Genomic DNA, 19,917 nt, shown 5'->3' on the forward strand with positions numbered 1-19,917 from the left:
ATATTTCTTTTAAAATTTTTATCTGGAAGTTACTTTATAAAGTTAAGCGTTATCATCTGCTTCCGCACTGTCATTTGTATCAGATTCAACTTCTGAACTAGATTCAGCGGACGCAGCTAACTCTACCGTTGCATCTGCATCAATTTCTGACTCAGGGTCGTCAGACTCAACAATTTTCTCAAGTCCAGAAAGCTTCTCACCTTCACCCAGATTAATCAACGTGACACCTTGTGTTGCGCGCCCTAATTCACGAATCTCTTTTACACGAGTACGAATCAACACGCCGCCAGTGGTAATCAACATAATTTCGTCATCTTCGTTGACCAATTTAGCCGCTACCACCAAGCCATTACGCTCACTGATTGCAATCGCTTTAACGCCCTGCGTGCCTCGACCAGAATGACGGAAATCCGATAATACAGTACGTTTACCGTAACCATTTTCCGTAGCCACTAACACTGACTGCTGATCATTATCCGCAATGAGCAAGGATAATACTTGCTGATTGTCCGCAAGCTTCATACCGCGAACACCGCGAGTAGCGCGACCCATTGAACGTACGTCATCTTCGCTAAACCAAACTGCTTTACCGCCGTTTGAAACCAAAATAACGTCGTTTGCGCCGTTAGTGATTTCAGCACCAATTAAGAAGTCGCCTTCATCTAAGTTGATGGCGATAATGCCTGATTTACGTGGGTTGGCAAAATCAGATAGTGGCGTTTTCTTAACTGTACCTTGTGAAGTTGCCATGAAAATAAAGTGGTTTTCGTCAAATTCTTTTACAGAAAGAATCGCGTTAATTTTCTCACCTTCTTCAAGCGGGAATAGGTTCACAATTGGCTTACCACGGCCAGTGCGGCTACCTTGTGGCACTTCGTAAACTTTTAACCAATACACTTGACCTAGGCTACTAAAGCACAAGATGTAATCATGCGTATTTGCGACAAACATCTTGTCGATAAAATCGTCTTCTTTAGTTTGTGCCGCTTGCTTACCTCGGCCACCACGGCGCTGTGCACGGTACTCATCAAGCGGTTGAGATTTTACGTAGCCTGTATGAGAAAGCGTTACAACCACATCTTGCGGGGTGATAAAGTCTTCTAATGATAAATCTTGTGCATTTACTACAATTTCACTACGGCGTTTATCGCCAAACTGTTTACGAATTTCAGTTAACTCATCGTTAATGATAGCCGTCACACGCGCAGGTGTTGCCAAAATATCCAGTAAGTCAGCAATAATATCCATGACTTCTTTATACTCACTGACAACTTTATCTTGCTCAAGACCAGTTAAGCGTTGCAAGCGCATTTGCAAGATTTCTTGCGCTTGTACATCACTTAAATGATAGCCATTTGGCATCAAACCAAACTCAACGCTTAAACCTTCAGGGCGTGAAGCTTCCATCGCGGCACGTTTAAGCATTTCTTCAACCACTGGTGATTTCCAAGCTTTCGCCATCAAAGCTACTTTAGCTTCAGGCGGCGTTGGCGCAGCTTTGATGATAGCAATCATCTCATCCACGTTAGCAAGAGCAACGGCTAAACCTTCCAAAATATGGCCGCGTGCACGTGCTTTCTTCAATTCAAACACTGTACGACGTGTAATTACTTCACGTCTGTGACGCAAGAACGCCTCTAGCATTTGTTTCAGGTTGAGCAAGCGTGGTTGACCATCTAGCAAGGCCACCATATTCATACCAAACGTATCTTGCAATTGCGTTTGTTTGTATAAGTTATTTAATACAACTTCTGCAATCTCGCCGCGTTTAAGCTCAATTACCACGCGCATACCCGATTTATCTGATTCATCGCGCAAATCAGAAATACCTTCGATTTTCTTCTCGTTAACTAATTCAGCGATTTTTTCGACAAAGGTCTTTTTATTCACTTGATACGGCAGTTCGTCGACAATCAAAGCCTGACGACCACCGCGCTCTAAATCTTCAACGTGTGTGCGACCACGCATCACCACACGACCACGGCCTGTGCGATAACCCTCTTTAACACCCACTGTGCCGTAAATAATACCTGCTGTTGGAAAATCTGGTGCTGGCACTAACTCAATCAGTTCCTCTATGCCCATTTCAGGATATTTAAGCAGCGCGAAACAAGCATCTAGTACTTCATTGATATTATGTGGCGGAATATTAGTTGCCATACCTACAGCGATACCAGAACTACCGTTAATCAGTAGATTTGGAATACGTGCAGGCATGATGAGCGGCTCATGCTCGCTGCCATCATAGTTAGGGCCAAAATCAACGGTTTCTTTGTCAATATCAGCTAACAATTCATGTGCGATTTTCGACATACGGATTTCGGTATATCGCATCGCCGCAGCGTTATCACCATCGACAGAACCGAAGTTACCTTGACCATCCACCAGCATATAGCGCAACGAGAAGTCCTGCGCCATACGAACGATAGTGTCGTAAACAGCCGTGTCGCCATGCGGATGGTATTTACCGATAACATCACCCACGATACGCGCAGATTTTTTGTAGGGTTTATTGTAGTCGTTTGAAAGCTCATGCATCGCGAATAAAACCCGACGGTGCACTGGCTTTAAACCATCACGTACATCCGGTAAAGCGCGCCCTACGATAACACTCATTGCGTAATCGAGATACGATCTGCGCATCTCATCTTCTAGGCTGATGGGTAGGGTTTCTTTAGCGAATTGATCCATGTGCGAACTAACTTTTAATGGTTTTTATGTGCCATTATTTTAGCACAAAAAGAGTGCAAATTAGTAGCGCTAACAGTGATTAACGATTAGCTACTTACAATACGTGCTCTAGAGTTGAGCACGTATTGTAAGCACTATTGTGTGAGTAAAAACAAGTCTGCTTTTAAGTCTTCCACATGCTCTAAGCCGACGGCAATTCTTACCAATCCATCTTGGATTCCTGCTGCTGCTCGCGCTTCTGCACTTACGCGGCTATGCGTAGTAGTGGCTGGATGCGTAATGGTGCTTTTTGCATCACCAAGATTTGCTGTTATCGAAATCAGTTTGGTTGCATCAATCAACGCCCATGCGGCTTCTTGAGCTGTTTGACCAGCTTTTGGCTTAACTTCAAAACTCACTATACCGCCACCATTGCTCTGTTGTTGCATAGCGAGTGCATGTTGCGGATGAGATTTCAATCCTGGGTAAAAGACACGCGCTACCTGTGGCTGGGCTTCTAACCATGTCGCCAATACTAGTGCATTTTTAGCATGCGCTTCCATGCGAATGAATAAAGTTTCTAAACCCTTTAAAAACACCCAAGCATTAAATGCACTCATGGTCACACCTGCCGTGCGCAAGAAACCATAAACAGGCTCCATCAACTTCTTGCTGCCAAGCACTGCGCCACCCAAACATCTGCCCTGACCATCAATATACTTGGTCGCTGAGTGAATAATAACATCAGCACCCAACTCAAGTGGCCTTTGAACCGCGGGTGTACAGAAGCAATTATCCACCACGAGATAGGCACCAGCTTGATGTGCAATATCAGCCAAGACACGAATATCGCCAACTTCAGTCATCGGGTTTGATGGCGTTTCAGCAAAAAATAGTTTAGTTTTTGGCGTAACAGCCGCTTGCCATTCAGCAGGATTCGTCAATGCAACATAAGTGACCTGCAAACCCCATCGCGCCATGATATTGCTAAACAGCTGAACGCTAGTACCAAAAATACTACGTGAAGCCACTATATGGTCGCCAGCACTACATAAACCCATGACACAAGCTAGAATCGCCGACATACCGCTAGAGGTTGCCACGCACTGCTCCGCACCTTCTAAGGCGGCTAATTTATTTTGAAACATGGTGACAGTCGGATTGGTAAATCTTGAGTAAATATTACCTGGCTCAGTGCCACCAAAACGTGCTGCTGCTTGAGCTGCACTGTTAAATCTAAAACTAGAATTTAAAAACAAGGCTTCAGAGTTTTCACCGAAATCTGTCATCTCGTTACCCGCGCGTACGCTTAATGTTTCAGGGTGGTATTGGTTTGTTGTCATCGTTATTCTCATTTCACTTCAAGACCATTGAAAAAATGTTAATTTAGCAAGGATCTTGACATTAAAAAACCCGTTTAAGCATTAGCCAAAACGGGTTCTTTTTTTAAACTCGCTTTAGCTGTATTTATTATGCGCCCGCAAGCTGAGTAAGACCTTGATTAAGTTAAGTCACTCAAATCAGCGCAATTTCATCTTAGACCTGTGAAGCTTTCTGGTCAAGACCCATTTGCATTTAAATCTAACTTACTTCTGTAGCCTCTTCAACAGACTCATTATCGAAACTATCAATCAGATTCAAATCCATTTGTGTGCTTGAATTTGCTGGCTTCTGCTTCTTATTCATGTCGCCACGGGCGGATTCAATATTATTCAAATAAGCTTCGTTGATGTCGCCTGTAACATACTTACCGTCAAAACATGAGCAATCAAAGTTTTTAATATGCGGGTTATTTAACTTAACCCCCTCTACCAGCGCATCTAAATCTTGATAAATCAAGGCATCTGCACCAATTTCTTGACAGATTTGCTCATCAGTTCGACCTGTAGCCAACAACTCATCTCGGCTAGGCATATCAATACCATACACATTTGGAAACCTGACTGGTGGCGCAGCTGATGCAAAATATACTTTATTTGCACCTGCATCACGCGCCATTTGCACGATTTGTTGTGAGGTAGTACCACGGACGATTGAGTCATCAACTAATAAGACGTTTTTGCCTTTAAACTCAATGCCTATTGGATTCAATTTTTGACGCACAGATTTTTTACGTAAAGCTTGACCTGGCATAATAAAAGTACGGCCAATGTAACGGTTTTTAATGAAACCTTCGCGATAGTCTAAGCCTAATGCAATCCCTACCTGCAATGCACTTGGGCGACTGGTATCTGGAATTGGAATCACTACATCAATTTTCTTATCAGACCATTCACGTTTGATTTTTTCAGCAAGACTTTTGCCCATATCTAAACGTGTTTGGTAAACCGATACGCCGTCAATCACTGAATCAGGACGCGCAAGATAGACATACTCAAAAATACAAGGATTGAGTTTGGCATTTTCGGCACATTGACGTGAGAAGAAATTACCATCCATATCAATAAAAACTGCTTCGCCAGGTTCTACATCGCGCACCAATTTGAAGCCGAGCACATCTAGTGCAACGCTTTCTGAAGCCACAATATATTCAGCACCTTGAGCAGTTTCAAGCTTACCAATGACCAAAGGACGAATACCGTTTGGATCACGGAATGCTAATAAACCAAAATTAGCAATCATCGCCACTACTGCATAAGCGCCTTTACAACGTTTATGTACGCCAGATACCGCGTCAAAAGCCATATCAGTATTGAGCACCGCATTACGCGAGGTTTTTTCAATTTCATGCGCCAACACATTCAATAACACTTCAGAATCTGAATTAGTATTGATATGGCGTAAATCTTGACGGAACATTTCCGATTTTAGTTGTTGTGAATTGGTTAAATTACCATTATGCCCAAGCACAATACCGAACGGAGAATTCACATAAAACGGTTGAGCCTCTGCTGCGCTAGAAGAGCCTGCAGTTGGATAACGAACATGGGCGATACCCACATTACCAATCAAGCTGCGCATATGACGTGTTTGAAACACATCTTTTACTAAGCCATTGTTTTTATGCATGAAGAACGTATTGCCATCCGTCGTTACAATGCCTGCTGCATCCTGACCGCGATGTTGCAACACCAACAAACCATCATACAATAATTGATTAACTGGATTTTTACCTACAATGCCTATGATTCCGCACATGAAGAAAGCCTTAAGTGATTAATTCTAATTAAAAAATTCATATTTGTAAGATGCAGACCTTGATACAATTATTCAAGTCTAAGTCTTTAATTTCTAAGTCGTTAACTTCTAAGCCATTGACTAGCTTTTGCTAATTTAATCGTATTTAACATGCTTAGCAATGCTAATCGGCACCCATGGCAACATACTAATAACCAATGCTTCTAGTGGCGCACTAAACATAGCATTTCGCCAGCGTTCATCATTGGGTAACTCAGTAAGCCCCGCTAAAAATACAATAATACATACAATGACTACACCGCGTGCCAATCCAAAAAATACTCCTAATAGGCGGTTAAGCCAACCAAGCCCCATTTTTTTAAAAAGCGATGAAAGTGCAATGGCTAACAAACTAGCAACTAGCAAGGTCGCGAAAAATAATATTAAAAATGCAGCGAATATACGTATCGATTCAGTTGGTATACTTTCTGGCATCATCGGCAAAATCTGATTAGTATAGGTCTTGGCTGTCACAAACGCCGCTATCCAGCCTAAGAATGCTAATGCTTCTCTTATAAAACCTCGCATCACACTTAATATGATGGAAAACCCAATGATGGCAAGCGCTAAATAATCAAAGCTTGTCATGTATTTTTCAAATCAATCAATCGCAATAAAAAAATATGTCTCATTAATTATTAGTAATGACCATTCCTGTTAAATCTGCAGCTTGTAACTTCGTAAGCGCTTGAGCAGCCTCTTGACGTGAGTTAAAGCGCCCTGCTCTTAAGCGTATTTTTTCACCTTTTGGTGTCGTAATGTTCTCGGTGTGAGAATCAAGCCCAACCTGCTTTAATCTTGCTTGCAACTGTTTTACGTTGGCTAAATCTGAGTAAACACCCACTTGGATGGTAAAGCTTTCCCCATTTGTTGCGGCTGTTTTTAATTCCTGGGTCTTAACCTCAGGCTTTTTAACTTCTGTTACTTTTGGTTCGCTTGATTTAACGTCAGGTTTTTTAGTATCTGAAATAATAATTTCAGCTTTTTTCACTGGCATTTTTTCTTCAGTTTTTTTCTCATCAACGATAGTTATTTTTGCATCACTAATTTCTTTAGCATCCATCTCATTAGCTGCCAATGTCTCTGATTTTACTGACTCAGAAGGGGCAGATTCGTTTTCAGTTGTAATTTCAGATTGCGCATCTACAAGTGCTGTATTCGTCTCACTCTTTGCCTCTTGCTGACTAACATCGTCGGGCATTGTAATTTTAATAGTCTCTTGTGGCGTTAAAACTGCACGATCTTGCAACACCATAGGTAATACAATCACCATAAAAAGCACAAGAGCGATAGCGCCTACTAAGCGGCGGCGAGCGCGTTTCTTTAAGGCTAGTTCTAGATCAATAGGTGACTCAGTTGCCATTACCGCTTCCTTAAAGATTAATTCTAAAAGATTAGTTTTCCGAGGGATTAAATTTTACAGCTTCGTTTAAAGCTTGAGTTATAACTTTTGCATCACACTCGCAACTGTATAAAAAGAACCGAATACGACTATTTTATCATTTTCGCTGACATCAATACAGGCTTGTTCGTAAGCAATATTAGCGTTTTGAAATGTTTTAATCCTTGCATTAGGGTCAACTTCAGAAACTATTGCAAGCAACTCTTCAACTGATGCCCCTCTAACATTGTCAATTCCTGCGATATACCATAGGTCAATTTCATCTTTCACGGCGTGCACCACGCCTTGCATGTCTTTATCTGCCAGCATTGCAAATACTGCGACTGTTTGACCTTGAGACGCTCTGCTTACATTAAGATTTTCGGCCAAGGCGCGCGCCGCATGTGGATTGTGTGCCACATCTAAAATAACTTCTGGTGAGGTTGATACAGTTTGGAAACGTCCAGCTAAACTCACCTGCAGCATTGCGCTTGCTATTTGGTCGGAGCTCACAGGTAAGCTCGATTGTAGTGATTCAACAGCAGAAACAGCGCATGCCGCATTATTTAACTGATAAGCGCCTTTCAAAGCAGGTCTAGGTAATTGAAAGTCTACCTCTCCAGCGGAGTAACGCCAACTATCGACTCCGTCGACAGTAAAATTAAAATCATGTTGTACAAGCTTTAAATTGGCTTTAACTTCATGTGCAAAGGTAACTAAGCTCAATGGTGGGTTAGTGTCACCACATATTGCTGTTACAGAAGTACGATAAATACCAGCTTTCTCAAAACCAATGCTCTCACGTGTATCGCCTAAATACTCTTGATGGTCTAAGTCAACACTAGTCACGATAGAACAGTCAGGCTCGAAGGCATTCACGGCATCTAATCTGCCACCTAAACCTATTTCTAGAATCGCTACATCTACACCAGTCTGCATAAAATGCCACACGGCCGCTAGCGTGCCAACTTCAAAATAGGTGAGTGCAATGGCGTCACCATTTGCATCCAAACTGGCAGTATCCGCCCTAGCAGCATCTACCGCAGCAAAAGCTGCACAAATCGCTTCATCATTTGCCTCTTGTTTGTTAATACGCACGCGTTCGTTATAACGTAGCAAATGCGGGGAGGTATAACAGCCTACTTGATAGCCCGCATTGGTATAAATTTGCTCTAACATTGCGCATGTAGAGCCCTTGCCATTGGTACCAGCCACCGTAATAATGGTAAATTTAGGATGTAACTTCAGACGATCAATCATCTGCTTAACCCTATCCAAACCCATTGCAATAGATTTAGGGTGCAAACTTTCAATATAACTTAGCCACTCGGCTAAGTTTCTTGTCGACTTAGAATGATGCATGTGATGAGCCATTAGCCAAAATTAGCCATGGGCATTGAATCAATTGAGGAAAAGCTATGCGCAAATAATTATGCCGCAACAGGTAAGCGCATCAAGTTAGCCAAAATACTTGCCAATCGATTACGCATTTCACGTCTATCTATAATTAAATCAATAGCGCCATGTTCTAACAAGAACTCTGCACGCTGAAAGCCATGCGGTAAGGTTTCACGCACGGTTTGTTCAATCACGCGCGGGCCAGCAAAGCCGATCAAAGCTTGTGGTTCTGCCACAATAATATCGCCTAACATGGCAAAACTTGCTGATACACCGCCCATGGTTGGGTCAGTTAACACAGAGATAAATGGCAAACCAGCTTTACTTAACTGCGTAAGTGCCGCGCTAGTTTTAGCCATCTGCATCAATGAGAGTAAACCCTCTTGCATACGTGCGCCGCCACTTGCAGAAATGCAAATGAATGCCATTTTATTATCAATCGCCGTCTGCACACCGCGTGCAAAACGCTCACCTACAACTGAACCCATAGAGCCGCCCATGAATTTGAATTCAAATGCAGCAACGACCACTGGCACTGTTTTGATGCTGCCTTGCATCACAATCAAGGCATCTTTTTCACCCACAGATTTTTGTGACTCTCTGATGCGCTCAGCATAACTTTTGCTGTCTTTAAATTTTAGCGTATCAACAGCGACAACATTCGCACCGATTTCAAATTGACCATCCGCGTCGAGCAATTGCGCCAATCTTGCGCGAGCGCCAATACGATTATGATAAGAACATTTAGGGCAAACTTCAGCGTTATCAGCCAGATCTTTCATGTACAAAACTGTTTGGCAGGCAGGACACTTACTCCACAAACCTTCTGGAACAGTTTTTTTATCGCCGCCAACAACACGTTTAATTTTTTGTGGTAATTGATTTAACCAACCCATAACACTATCCCCTTGGTAACTCTTTTTACGATTTTATCGTTTAGTATTTTATTGCTAATTATTAAAAACCAGTTACTTTGCCGCGTCTACTGCGGCTTTAAGTTCGTCCATCAACGTAGCCACGTTGCTTAACAAATTCTCATCATTTGAAGCTTCAATGGTTTGCACCATACGGCTACCAACCACAACAGCATCGGCGATTGCAGCCGTAGCTTTTGCTGTTGCCGCATCACGAATACCAAAACCCACGCCTACTGGTAAATTAGTTTGCGTACGAATTGAAGCCACTCGTTGTGAAACTTCATTAATATCCAAATTCGCAGCGCCTGTTACGCCTTTTAATGACACGTAGTATACAAAACCACTGGCTTGATTAACAATTAAATCCACACGCTTCTGATCAGTGGTTGGTGACAACAAGAACACTGGGTCAATATCCCTAGAACGTAATTGCTGAACAAAATCACCACATTCTTCTGGCGGATAATCTACAGTAATCACACCATCTACATCAGCTGCTTTGGCGCGGTCTGCAAAGGCTGCAGCGCCAATGGCTTCAATAGGATTTGCGTAACCCATGAGTATAATTGGCGTTGTTTGATTGGTTTCACGAAAGGTTTTGACCATAGCAAGCACAGCAGTTAAACCCACTTTATGCAGTAAAGCACGCTCGCTGGCACGTTGAATCACAGGGCCATCTGCCATTGGGTCAGAAAACGGTACGCCTAACTCAATCATATCGGCACCATGTTTAACCAAAGTGTGCATCAAATTCACAGTATGCTTAGGATGTGGATCACCCGCTGTGATGTATGGGATTAAAGCTGTTTTGCCCTGTTGTTTAAGCGCTGTAAAAACTGTTTGAATACGTGACATGAGTTATATTTTTTATAAATTAAAGAGTGATGTTAGCTAGCTTGGCAACGGTATTAATATCTTTATCGCCACGACCTGATAAATTGACCAAAATAATTTGATCTTTACTCATAGTTTTAGCCAGCTTTTCCGCATAAGCCAACGCATGGCTAGATTCTAATGCCGGAATTATGCCTTCGGTACGGCAAAGATTATGAAATGCAGCCATGGCTTCATCATCTGTAATCGCAACATATTCCGCACGTTTAATGTCTTTCAACCAAGCATGCTCTGGACCCACACCTGGATAATCTAAACCAGCAGATACCGAGTGCGTTTCAATGATGTTGCCATCAGCGTCTTGCATTAAATAAGTACGGTTACCATGTAGTACGCCAACTGGGCTGTTTGCAGTTAATGGCGCCGCATGTTTGCCCGTTTCCATGCCCAAACCTGCGGCTTCTACACCGATTAAACGCACATTTGGCACATCAATATACGGGTAGAAAATACCCATCGCATTAGAACCGCCACCTACACACGCCACCACGGCATCAGGCTGACGACCAACCATTTCAATCATTTGCTCTTTAGCTTCAATACCAATCACTGCTTGAAAATCGCGCACCATCATTGGATATGGATGTGGACCAGCCACTGTGCCGATAATATAAAAAGTATTATGCACGTTAGTCACCCAGTCGCGCATCGCTTCATTAAGCGCATCTTTAAGTGTTTTAGAACCACTTTCCACTGGCACAACCGTTGCACCTAACAATTTCATTCTAAATACGTTTGGTGCTTGACGCTTAACGTCCTCAGAACCCATGTAAACAACGCACTCAAGCCCTAAACGTGCTGCAATAGTTGCTGTCGCCACGCCATGTTGACCAGCGCCTGTCTCTGCAATCACGCGTGGCTTACCCATACGTTTAGCCAATAAAGCTTGGCCGATAGTATTGTTGATTTTGTGAGCGCCAGTATGGTTAAGATCTTCACGTTTAAGATAAATCTGCGCACCACCGACTTTATCAGACAAACGTTTTGCGTGATAAATAGGGCTTGGGCGACCAACAAAGTGTTTTAAATCATAGGCATACTCAGCTAAAAATACTGGATCGTGCCTGTATTTTTCATACATCACACGTAATTCTTCTAGCGCTTCAACTAAAGTTTCAGCAACAAAGGTACCGCCAAATTGTCCAAAGTGCCCACGTGCATCTGGCATATCATAAAGCTGCATTTCTAGTTCTCCACATTCAATTTTTGGGCAATATTTCTAAGTCAATTAAAATTGCCAATATATGTTTTTATTTGCTATAAACTTGCTGCATAAATGCTACGATTTTCGCTGCATCCTTCACGCCTTTTGAGACCTCAACTCCACCACTCACATCCACAGCATAAGGCATTACTTGCTGTATTGCTTGAGCCACATTATCTGCTTTTAAACCGCCAGCAAGTATCACTGGCTTTGCCAATTGCTTTGGAATTAAATTCCAGTCAAATACATTGCCTGTTCCGCCAGCTACACCCTCAGCATAGGCATCTAGCAATAAGGCTTTTGCGGCTGAATATTCTTTTGCATATTGTACCAAATTTGTGTCCGACTTAACGCGAATTGCTTTGATAAAAGGTAAGGAATAGCTGGCGCATTCTGCTGGACTTTCGTCACCATGAAACTGCAAAAGGTCTATCTTAGCCTTGGCTATGACTTCATTAATGAAGCTAGGTTCAGCATTCACAAATAAACCAACCACACTCACAAATGCGGGAATATGCTTAATAATTTCCGCCGCTTGATTGATGCTAACATTTCTCGGGCTCTTATCATAAAAGACCAAGCCAATCGCATCCGCACCCTGTTCGACGGCACTTAAGGCATCTTCAACTCGCGTGATACCACATATTTTGACTCTAACTCTCAAGAAGATCTTTCACAGATTTAGCAAAAAGCCGAAAGCGTTATTGTAACGCTTAAATGAGGACTTGAATGTGACTTTGACTATCGCTTTGTATGTCTTGCTGACTGTCAGTTAGATTAATAGGTAGCCCCCACTTTGCGTCGTATCCTACTCCAGTTAAGTATAAACCATTGGGAGAGAAAGTAGGCGGAGAGAGGGTTCTATCACGTTTTTGCAACAACTCTTTCATATAGATTGGTGGATAAGCGCCTTTGCCTATATAAACCAACGCACCTATCATATTGCGCACTTGGTGCTGTAAAAACGCATTAGCAGTAAATTCAAATATAAAGTACTTACCTGCTATTTTCACGTCAGACTTAATCATATGCCTAGTTGCTGTTTTTGCTTGGCACTCCGAAGCTCTAAATCCGCTAAAATCATGTTCACCGATTAAATAGTTTGCGGCCTCTGCTATCGCCGCACCATTAAGTGGTAAATGAAACCAACCGGCCTTAGTTGCCATTAAGGCGGGTGCCACTGGCGCGTTATAAAGCAAATATTGATAACTGCGGGAAAACGCTGAAAAGCGCGCATGAAAACCATCGTCAACTTCATGCGCCCACTCTACTCGAACAGTGTCAGGCAAAAATGCATTGACGCCACGCACCCAAGCAGTGATTGGGCGCATACTCGTCGTATCAAAATGAACAACCTGACAACGCGCATGTACCCCTGTATCTGTGCGTCCAGCTGCATGAACTCTAATTTGATGCTGTGCGATATTTGATATAGCCAACTCAAGCGCATCTTGAACGCCACCGCCATTAGGCTGACTTTGCCAACCACAGAAATTAGCGCCATCATAGGCTAAACCGAGCGCAACTCTCAAATCCACGCCTCAATCAAAATGGCACCTTAAAATAAAATAGAGCTGCTGTACTAGTAAACAGTAAGATTAGAACCCCTATATCTGTCCATTTAAAGGCTAAGTTATGTAACGTGACTACTCTACTATGATTGATTAGCTCTGTTGTTGAAAGCATATTATCTAATTGATCAAATCTAAATTTGAACTTCAAATTTGCAGCTAACTCCTCAACATAACCCAATGTGAGCAATAACCTAGCAGTAAATTTATTGGTATTCAAACCTAACAAGTTGAGTGGCAATAGCATTAGATGTAAACCAATCATTAACTGCTCTTTTGAACTAGTAGCAAACAAAATACTAAGAGTAGCCAGTGCAATAATTAGTTTAACGATTTGAATAATCCCCAAGATGCATCCTTCGATAGTGGGCGCCACACTGGATGGTATATGCGATATATATTCACCTGGCGTTCCATATGCATAGATGATAAATATAGAAATAAATAACCATTTCATACGCTTAACCACACGTAAAAAACCATTTCCCGCTATATAGGTCGCATACACGAACAGAATCAGGCACATGAGTGAAATATAGACATTGCTCAGATAGCTCATGAGCATTAAAGTAAAAACGAATAATGAGATTTTAACGAATGGATGCATTGTTTTCAGTATCAATCGAGTGTTTAAATTAAAAAGCCGAGCAATGCGCTCGGCTTTTTAATCACATTCTTCTTATCCCAAGCTATTCAACAACTCTTGTGCACGTAATTGCTGCTGAGTACCACCTTCTTTTAGCACTTCTTCTAAAAGCTCGCGCGCACCCTCTTTATCATCCATATCAATATATGCCGCCACCAGATCTAGTTTAATATTAATATCTGGTGATTCAGGCATTTCTTCAGCCGCAAATGGAGCATTGTTAGATATTGGATTTTCAAACACTTCGGATTCAGCATCCGCTAAACTCAAATCAATTTCAGATAAATCAAACATGTTCGCTTCAAATTCATCGGACTTTGCTTCCACTTCTTCTGTAGTTGGAACCGGATCATTGATGCTGGAAAAATCAAAGGTTATTTCTGAAGCTTGTAACTCTTCTGAATCAGCATCAGCATCTGCAGAGGCAATAGAGTCAAAGTCAAAAGAAATCTCTTCGATCGAGTCTGATACCGCTGAATTCTCCTGAGGTAACTCATCTGCTTCAGAGGGAAGATTAAAGTTCATAGCAAAATCTGTTGATGAATCTTCATGGCTATCAATCAAATCGCTACTTTCAGCTAAGTTAACGCTCTCATTTAAATTTGATATTTTAGGGACATTAAACTCTAAACTATTATCAGTCATTTCAGGTACTAGAGTTTCACTCACCGACTCTTCTTCTATTGTAGGCGCTGATTCTTTGACAAAGTCTCCTAAATCAAAATCCATCAAATTTGATTCAGCGTCTTTATTAGAAGCTTCAGGGATATCTTCTTCTACAACAGAACTCATCGAACGTGTGACTTCTTCAGCACCATCTTCTGGCGTATTATCTTGTAATGAGTCATCTAAAGTACCAAGATCGAATGAAATATCGGAATCTATGTTTTGTGCTTCAGTAAAACTTTGCATTACTGCCGAGCTTGCTTCGTCTGCGTCAACTAGATCGTTAGCAACCACATCATCGTTGAATGAGAAATCTAAGTCTGCGTCTTCTTTAATTTCAATATTTGAAAAATCAGTGGCCGCAAGATTCTCTACAACTAAAGTATTTACAGCAACGGGCTTACTAACATTATAGAGTGGATTATTTGGTTCCATCTCGATCCCAATCGCAGCTACTTTAGCCCAAGTTGGATCATCTGCACCTAGGGTTGTATAGAGCTCGCCGGCTATTGTCTCAAATGCTGAGGTATCCTTACGTGCACCGTACATTTCTAATAATTTAAGATGTAACTCATAGCGTTTAGGCTCTTTAGATATCGCATCCTTCAATATTTCTTCGGCCTGTGCATCACGACCATAAGCCATGTAAACTTCCGCCTCGGCAATAGGGTCAACATCATGAGTATCTATCATGCTGCCATCAGCACTTTGAGCAAAATCGGTTAAGAAAGAAGTGTCTGACATACTTGCATTACCAGTAGTATTGCCAAATACAGTATTAGCCCGTAATCCACCAGAAGTTAAAATCCCACGTTCAAAGCTATCTAAATCTTTTCTACGCTTGTTGCGGAGAAATACCCAGCCCCCACCCAGAAGAACAGCCAACCCTCCAGCCACACCTAATAACGCCAAATCTACTGAATTAATCAGGCCAGCAAAGAAGCTTAGCTCTTCTGTTACAGGTGCGATAGCTGGTAAACTCACCACTGGTTTTTTAACCTCTGGTTTTGCATCTTCTACAATAGCAACCTCAGGTTTAGCATTTTCCGTTGACGCATCAACTGATTCTGGAGCTTTAGTTGTTGCCTCCAGACTATTTTGAATGTCTGCCATTGACTGGTTTTTCATTGCAATCAGTTTTTGTAAGTCCGCAATTTGTTTTTCCAACGCGACAGTTTTATCATTAGCTTCTTTTAAAGCGTTCTCACGGGCAGTAGTTTCCTCTTGCAACGCAATAATTTTTGCCTGAGCAGATTTAGCATCATTTTTAAAACTTTCTGCATTATTTTTATCAACAGCTGAGAGTTTAACAACATCTTTAGGCTCAGAGGATACTGGCGCAGCTTTATCTTCCGCCGTTGCAATTTTTCCAGAGACAGACTGTTTTTGTTCAGCTTCAGCAATAGCTGAAGACGCTTCTACATTACCTGCTAAGGCATTGCGATAAGTATTCCAATTAACTGAGTGTAACTTGATTATTTTTTTTGCTTGCTGACTATCTATACTGGTAAGCGCCTCTTTGGATGGCACTTTGATAATTTGACCAACCTTAAGGCGGTTCATGTTGCCTTTAACAAACGCCTCTTTATTGTTCTCATACAAACCAACAAGCATCTGATCAAGGCTAACGCCTTCGACCTGAACTTCTTTTGCAACTGAACTAAGCGTATCACCACGTTTGATAGTTAATTCTTGCTCATTCTTAACAACTGAATCTGAAGCTGACTCTTGCTGAACAGCAGGTGGTGCTGGTCTTTTTTGTTTTTTTGATTTTTGTGTGGTAGGCTGAGTAGCTTCAGCTGAACTTGTAGATTGCGAACTTGCACCACCAGCCGATGGCAGCGTTACTGGAGCTGACGCAGAACTTTCAGGCTTGTACCCTGGAGGATCTAATAAAACAGTATATTCACGCTGCAAACGCCCTGTAGCCCAGTCAACTTGAATCAACATATCGAGATATGGATCACTGACTGGCTGACTTGAACGTATTTTTAGAATTGGGGAACCATCAGCACTCTTTGCAATATCCACTTTAATATTGTTATGGATACCTAGGCGAGGTAAACCTTGTTGCGCATATGCATCTTCTGAAGCAATTGAAGCCGCAAGAGTAGAAAGCTCTTCTGGTGTTACTGACAAAAGCTCAATTTCAGCTTTAAGGGGTTCACCTATCCCAGAACTCACGTTTAGCTTACCCAGCCCTGCAGCGTAGCTAGATAACGGCAATAGTGCTAAACACACAGCCAGAGAAATTTGCTTTATTTTAGATTTACGCACATTGAGCCCTTGATCAATCTTTATACCTAAATATTAAAATAACATCAAATAGTTAGCTATGCAAGCTGATAATGCACATTATATTCAGAGGCTATATATGCTTATAGTTAGAGCTCCCTAAGTTTCAGAACAACATTCAATTCATTCAAATTATTTCTCTATTAAAATCCGCAACATACGACGCAACGGCTCAGCTGCACCCCAAAGCAATTGGTCACCTACGGTAAAAGCAGATAAATACTCATCACCCATACTTAATTTGCGTAAACGACCCACTGGCGTGTTCAATGTGCCTGTTACTGCGGCGGGCGTAAGTTCACGCATACTCACTTCACGCTCATTCGGAATCACTTTTGCCCATTGATTAGCCTCTGCTAACATTTGGTTGATTTCATCTAAAGGCACGTTTTTTGTAAGCTTGATTGTCAGCGCTTGGCTATGGCAACGCATCGCGCCAATGCGCACACACAGTCCATCAATAACAATAGGATTAGCTTCGCGACCTAAAATCTTATTTGTTTCAACGCCGCCTTTCCATTCCTCTTTACTTTGACCATTACCTAAGTCTTTATCGATCCAAGGTATCAAGCTACCAGCGAGTGGCACACCAAAATTTGCAGTTGGAAATTTATCATCACGCAAAGTACCAGCTACAGTGCGATCAATATCTAGAATTGCTGAGGCTGGATCAGCAAGCAACTCACTCGCCGCAAAATGCGCTTCACCCATTTGTTTGAGCAACTCACGCATATTTTGCGCGCCGGCGCCAGAAGCCGCTTGGTAAGTCATTGAAGTCGCCCATTGCACTAAATCTGCTTTAAACAATCCATTCAATGCCATCAACATCAATGACACGGTGCAATTACCGCCTACCCAGTTTTTGTTGCCTTGCGAATAAGCATCTTGAATCACATGCATATTCACTGGATCAAGGATAATTACCGCATCTTTTTCCATACGTAAAGTAGAAGCCGCATCGACCCAGTGGCCTGTCCAGCCTTCTGCACGAAGTTTAGGAAATATCTCACTGGTGTAATCACCACCTTGGCATGACACAATCGCATCCATCGCTTTTAAATCAGCAATACTCATCGCATCTTTTAATGGTGCAGAATCTTTACCGACATTCGGCGCATTTCCACCAACTTGTGACGTGGTGAAAAACTGCGGTTCGATTAACGCGAAATCATTTTCTTCCATCATGCGCTGCATGAGGACTGAACCAACCATACCGCGCCAACCTATAAATCCAACTTTAAGCATTTTCATAACCTTATTAATTTAATGCGGCAACTATTTAACGTGTTAATTTACAGTGCAGCAACTTTTGTAGCTCAGAAAATTACAGCGCAGCAACAACAGCATCGCCCATCGCATTGCAGCCCACCAATTGACAACCCTCAGTTGCGATATCAGCAGTTCTATAACCTTGCGCTAAAGCTTTTTTACATGCATTTTCAATTTTAACTGCGTTAGCTTCATCGTTAAATGTGTAACGCAACATCATGGCAGCGGAAAGAATAGTCGCCAATGGATTCGCAATATCTTTACCTGCAAGATCAGGTGCAGAACCATGGCTAGGCTCATACATACCTTTGTTATTTTCGTCCAAAGAAGCTGATGGCAACATACCAATTGAGCCTGTGAGCATTGAAGCTTCATCAGAAAGTATGTCGCCAAAAATATTACCAGTCACCATCACATCAAATTGTTTAGGTGCGCGAATCAATTGCATTGCCGCGTTATCCACATACATATGGTTTAACTCAACTTCAGGATATTCTGCTGATAACTCAATCATGACTTGGCGCCATAATTCTGTCGACTCCAATACGTTGGCCTTATCTACAGAGCAGACCTTCTTGTTACGCTTCATTGCAATATCAAACGCCACTCGACCAATGCGTTTAATCTCAGACTCGTTATAACGCATGGTGTTGACGCCTTCGCGCTCACCATTTTCTAGCGTACTGATACCGCGCGGCTGACCGAAGTAGATATCGCCAGTAAGCTCTCTAATTATCATTAAGTCTAAACCAGAAACCACTTCAGGTTTTAATGTAGACGCACCCGCTAATTCAGGATAAAGCAAAGCTGGACGTAAATTTGCAAACAAATTAAGCTCTTTACGAATGCGCAATAAACCACGCTCTGGGCGTAAATGACGCTCCAACTTGTCGTACTTCCAGTCACCCACTGCACCTAATAAAACCGCATCAGAATCTTTAGCTAATTGCAAAGTGGCATCTGGCAGCGGATCGCCCGCAGCCTCATAACCAGCACCGCCAATTGGCGCTTCTGTCATAGTGAGATTCAAATTGAGTGCTTTTAGCACTTTAACAGCTTGAGCTACGATTTCTGGTCCGATGCCATCACCTGGCAATACTGCGATTTTCATGAAATTACTTTCTTAACTTAAACTTATTAGATTTACCTACTAGATTAAATAGTTGAGCAACTGTTTAATTAAAAGCCAATTAATTAAACAGCCATGGTTGCGCTTGTTGATGTTTTGCTTCAAACGTTTTGATTTTGTCCTGATGTTGCATAGTTAAACCAATGTCATCTAAACCGTTTAACAGACAATGCTTACGAAAAGCATCAACTTCAAACTTAAATACTTCACCACTTGGCGTAGTCACAGTTTGAGCACTTAAATCCACATCTAGCTTGTAGCCCTCAGCTGCAAATACTTGGTTAAACAAGTTATCTACAATTTCAGCTGACAAAACAATCGGCAACATGCCATTTTTGAAACAGTTATTAAAGAAGATATCAGCATAACTTGAAGCAATAATCACTTTAAAACCAAAATCTTCAAGCGCCCACGGTGCATGTTCTCTTGATGAGCCGCAACCGAAGTTCTCGCGAGTTAGCAAAACGCGAGCACCAAGATAACGCGCTTGATTTAGCACAAAATCTGGGTTGATTTTGCGCTTGGAGTTATCCATTCCAGGTTCACCATGGTCTAGATAGCGCCACTCATCAAATGCGTTCGGGCCAAAACCTGAACGCTTAATTGACTTCAAAAACTGCTTAGGAATAATCGCGTCGGTATCGACATTCGCACGGTCTAACGGGGCTACTAAACCTTTTAATTGAATAAATTTATCCAT

At 42.0% G+C, this 19,917-nt stretch carries 16 protein-coding genes; all 16 read right to left on the minus strand.

Going from position 1 to position 19,917, the window contains the following annotated elements:
* Nucleotides 1–42 precede the first annotated feature (42 nt).
* The 16 genes from gyrA to leuD all read right to left on the minus strand — a co-directional run bounded on the left by gyrA (nucleotide 43) and on the right by leuD (nucleotide 19,917).
* Nucleotides 43–2,691, minus strand: coding sequence for a DNA gyrase subunit A (gene gyrA, locus PSV17_RS00300; protein WP_300478354.1), 2,649 nt, complete (start codon nucleotides 2,689–2,691; stop codon nucleotides 43–45).
* Between the two features lie 134 nt (nucleotides 2,692–2,825).
* Nucleotides 2,826–4,013: an O-succinylhomoserine sulfhydrylase gene (locus tag PSV17_RS00305; protein WP_300478356.1), complete on the minus strand. Its 1,188-nt coding sequence runs from the start codon at nucleotides 4,011–4,013 to the stop codon at nucleotides 2,826–2,828.
* A gap of 238 nt (nucleotides 4,014–4,251) precedes the next feature.
* Nucleotides 4,252–5,808: an amidophosphoribosyltransferase gene (gene purF / locus PSV17_RS00310; protein ID WP_300478358.1), complete on the minus strand. Its 1,557-nt coding sequence runs from the start codon at nucleotides 5,806–5,808 to the stop codon at nucleotides 4,252–4,254.
* Between the two features lie 135 nt (nucleotides 5,809–5,943).
* On the minus strand, nucleotides 5,944–6,435 hold the full coding sequence (locus PSV17_RS00315; protein WP_300478360.1) for a CvpA family protein: 492 nt from the start codon (nucleotides 6,433–6,435) through the stop codon (nucleotides 5,944–5,946).
* A 43-nt stretch (nucleotides 6,436–6,478) separates the two neighbouring features.
* Complete coding sequence (locus PSV17_RS00320) at nucleotides 6,479–7,210, minus strand: SPOR domain-containing protein (RefSeq protein WP_300478362.1); 732 nt, start codon at nucleotides 7,208–7,210, stop codon at nucleotides 6,479–6,481.
* 78 nt (nucleotides 7,211–7,288) lie between these two features.
* Nucleotides 7,289–8,590, minus strand: coding sequence for a bifunctional tetrahydrofolate synthase/dihydrofolate synthase (gene folC, locus PSV17_RS00325; protein WP_300478364.1), 1,302 nt, complete (start codon nucleotides 8,588–8,590; stop codon nucleotides 7,289–7,291).
* Between the two features lie 68 nt (nucleotides 8,591–8,658).
* Nucleotides 8,659–9,522 carry an acetyl-CoA carboxylase, carboxyltransferase subunit beta gene (gene accD / locus PSV17_RS00330; RefSeq protein ID WP_300478365.1) on the minus strand — a complete coding sequence of 288 codons (864 nt, stop codon included), beginning with the start codon at nucleotides 9,520–9,522 and terminating at the stop codon, nucleotides 8,659–8,661.
* 72 nt (nucleotides 9,523–9,594) lie between these two features.
* On the minus strand, nucleotides 9,595–10,398 hold the full coding sequence (gene trpA / locus PSV17_RS00335) for a tryptophan synthase subunit alpha (protein WP_300478367.1): 804 nt from the start codon (nucleotides 10,396–10,398) through the stop codon (nucleotides 9,595–9,597).
* A 19-nt stretch (nucleotides 10,399–10,417) separates the two neighbouring features.
* On the minus strand, nucleotides 10,418–11,620 hold the full coding sequence (gene trpB, locus PSV17_RS00340; RefSeq protein WP_300478369.1) for a tryptophan synthase subunit beta: 1,203 nt from the start codon (nucleotides 11,618–11,620) through the stop codon (nucleotides 10,418–10,420).
* A gap of 67 nt (nucleotides 11,621–11,687) precedes the next feature.
* The gene (locus PSV17_RS00345) at nucleotides 11,688–12,305 is read right to left on the minus strand and encodes a phosphoribosylanthranilate isomerase (protein ID WP_300478371.1); all 618 of its coding nucleotides are present in this window, start codon (nucleotides 12,303–12,305) and stop codon (nucleotides 11,688–11,690) included.
* 49 nt (nucleotides 12,306–12,354) lie between these two features.
* Nucleotides 12,355–13,173, minus strand: a complete 819-nt coding sequence (truA, locus tag PSV17_RS00350) for a tRNA pseudouridine(38-40) synthase TruA (RefSeq protein ID WP_300478373.1) — start codon at nucleotides 13,171–13,173, stop codon at nucleotides 12,355–12,357.
* Between the two features lie 13 nt (nucleotides 13,174–13,186).
* Entirely contained in the window at nucleotides 13,187–13,669 is a 483-nt protein-coding gene (locus tag PSV17_RS00355) for a hypothetical protein (RefSeq protein ID WP_366910262.1), read from the minus strand.
* A 222-nt stretch (nucleotides 13,670–13,891) separates the two neighbouring features.
* Complete coding sequence (locus PSV17_RS00360; protein ID WP_300478377.1) at nucleotides 13,892–16,801, minus strand: FimV/HubP family polar landmark protein; 2,910 nt, start codon at nucleotides 16,799–16,801, stop codon at nucleotides 13,892–13,894.
* Nucleotides 16,802–16,951: 150 nt separating this feature from the next.
* Nucleotides 16,952–18,064: an aspartate-semialdehyde dehydrogenase gene (gene asd / locus PSV17_RS00365; protein ID WP_300478379.1), complete on the minus strand. Its 1,113-nt coding sequence runs from the start codon at nucleotides 18,062–18,064 to the stop codon at nucleotides 16,952–16,954.
* A gap of 79 nt (nucleotides 18,065–18,143) precedes the next feature.
* Nucleotides 18,144–19,199, minus strand: coding sequence for a 3-isopropylmalate dehydrogenase (gene leuB / locus PSV17_RS00370; RefSeq protein WP_300478381.1), 1,056 nt, complete (start codon nucleotides 19,197–19,199; stop codon nucleotides 18,144–18,146).
* Between the two features lie 79 nt (nucleotides 19,200–19,278).
* Nucleotides 19,279–19,917 (minus strand): 3-isopropylmalate dehydratase small subunit, encoded by a 639-nt coding sequence (leuD, locus tag PSV17_RS00375; RefSeq protein WP_300478383.1) that lies wholly within the window; start codon nucleotides 19,915–19,917, stop codon nucleotides 19,279–19,281.

The sequence above is a fragment of the Methylotenera sp. genome, assembly GCF_029946165.1.
Classification (GTDB): domain Bacteria; phylum Pseudomonadota; class Gammaproteobacteria; order Burkholderiales; family Methylophilaceae; genus Methylotenera.

Bases quoted from the DNA above. Each gene is read 5' to 3' on its own strand.
- folC (WP_300478364.1), bottom strand. From the start codon at position 8,590: ATGCATCATTCTAAGTCGACAAGAAACTTAGCCGAGTGGCTAAGTTAT.
- gyrA (WP_300478354.1), bottom strand. From the start codon at position 2,691: ATGGATCAATTCGCTAAAGAAACCCTACCCATCAGCCTAGAAGATGAG.
- accD (WP_300478365.1), bottom strand. From the start codon at position 9,522: ATGGGTTGGTTAAATCAATTACCACAAAAAATTAAACGTGTTGTTGGC.
- trpB (WP_300478369.1), bottom strand. From the start codon at position 11,620: ATGCAGCTTTATGATATGCCAGATGCACGTGGGCACTTTGGACAATTT.
- PSV17_RS00355 (WP_366910262.1), bottom strand. From the start codon at position 13,669: ATGAAATGGTTATTTATTTCTATATTTATCATCTATGCATATGGAACG.
- leuB (WP_300478381.1), bottom strand. From the start codon at position 19,199: ATGAAAATCGCAGTATTGCCAGGTGATGGCATCGGACCAGAAATCGTA.
- PSV17_RS00305 (WP_300478356.1), bottom strand. From the start codon at position 4,013: ATGACAACAAACCAATACCACCCTGAAACATTAAGCGTACGCGCGGGT.
- PSV17_RS00320 (WP_300478362.1), bottom strand. From the start codon at position 7,210: ATGGCAACTGAGTCACCTATTGATCTAGAACTAGCCTTAAAGAAACGC.
- leuD (WP_300478383.1), bottom strand. From the start codon at position 19,917: ATGGATAAATTTATTCAATTAAAAGGTTTAGTAGCCCCGTTAGACCGT.
- PSV17_RS00315 (WP_300478360.1), bottom strand. From the start codon at position 6,435: ATGACAAGCTTTGATTATTTAGCGCTTGCCATCATTGGGTTTTCCATC.
- asd (WP_300478379.1), bottom strand. From the start codon at position 18,064: ATGCTTAAAGTTGGATTTATAGGTTGGCGCGGTATGGTTGGTTCAGTC.
- purF (WP_300478358.1), bottom strand. From the start codon at position 5,808: ATGTGCGGAATCATAGGCATTGTAGGTAAAAATCCAGTTAATCAATTA.
- trpA (WP_300478367.1), bottom strand. From the start codon at position 10,398: ATGTCACGTATTCAAACAGTTTTTACAGCGCTTAAACAACAGGGCAAA.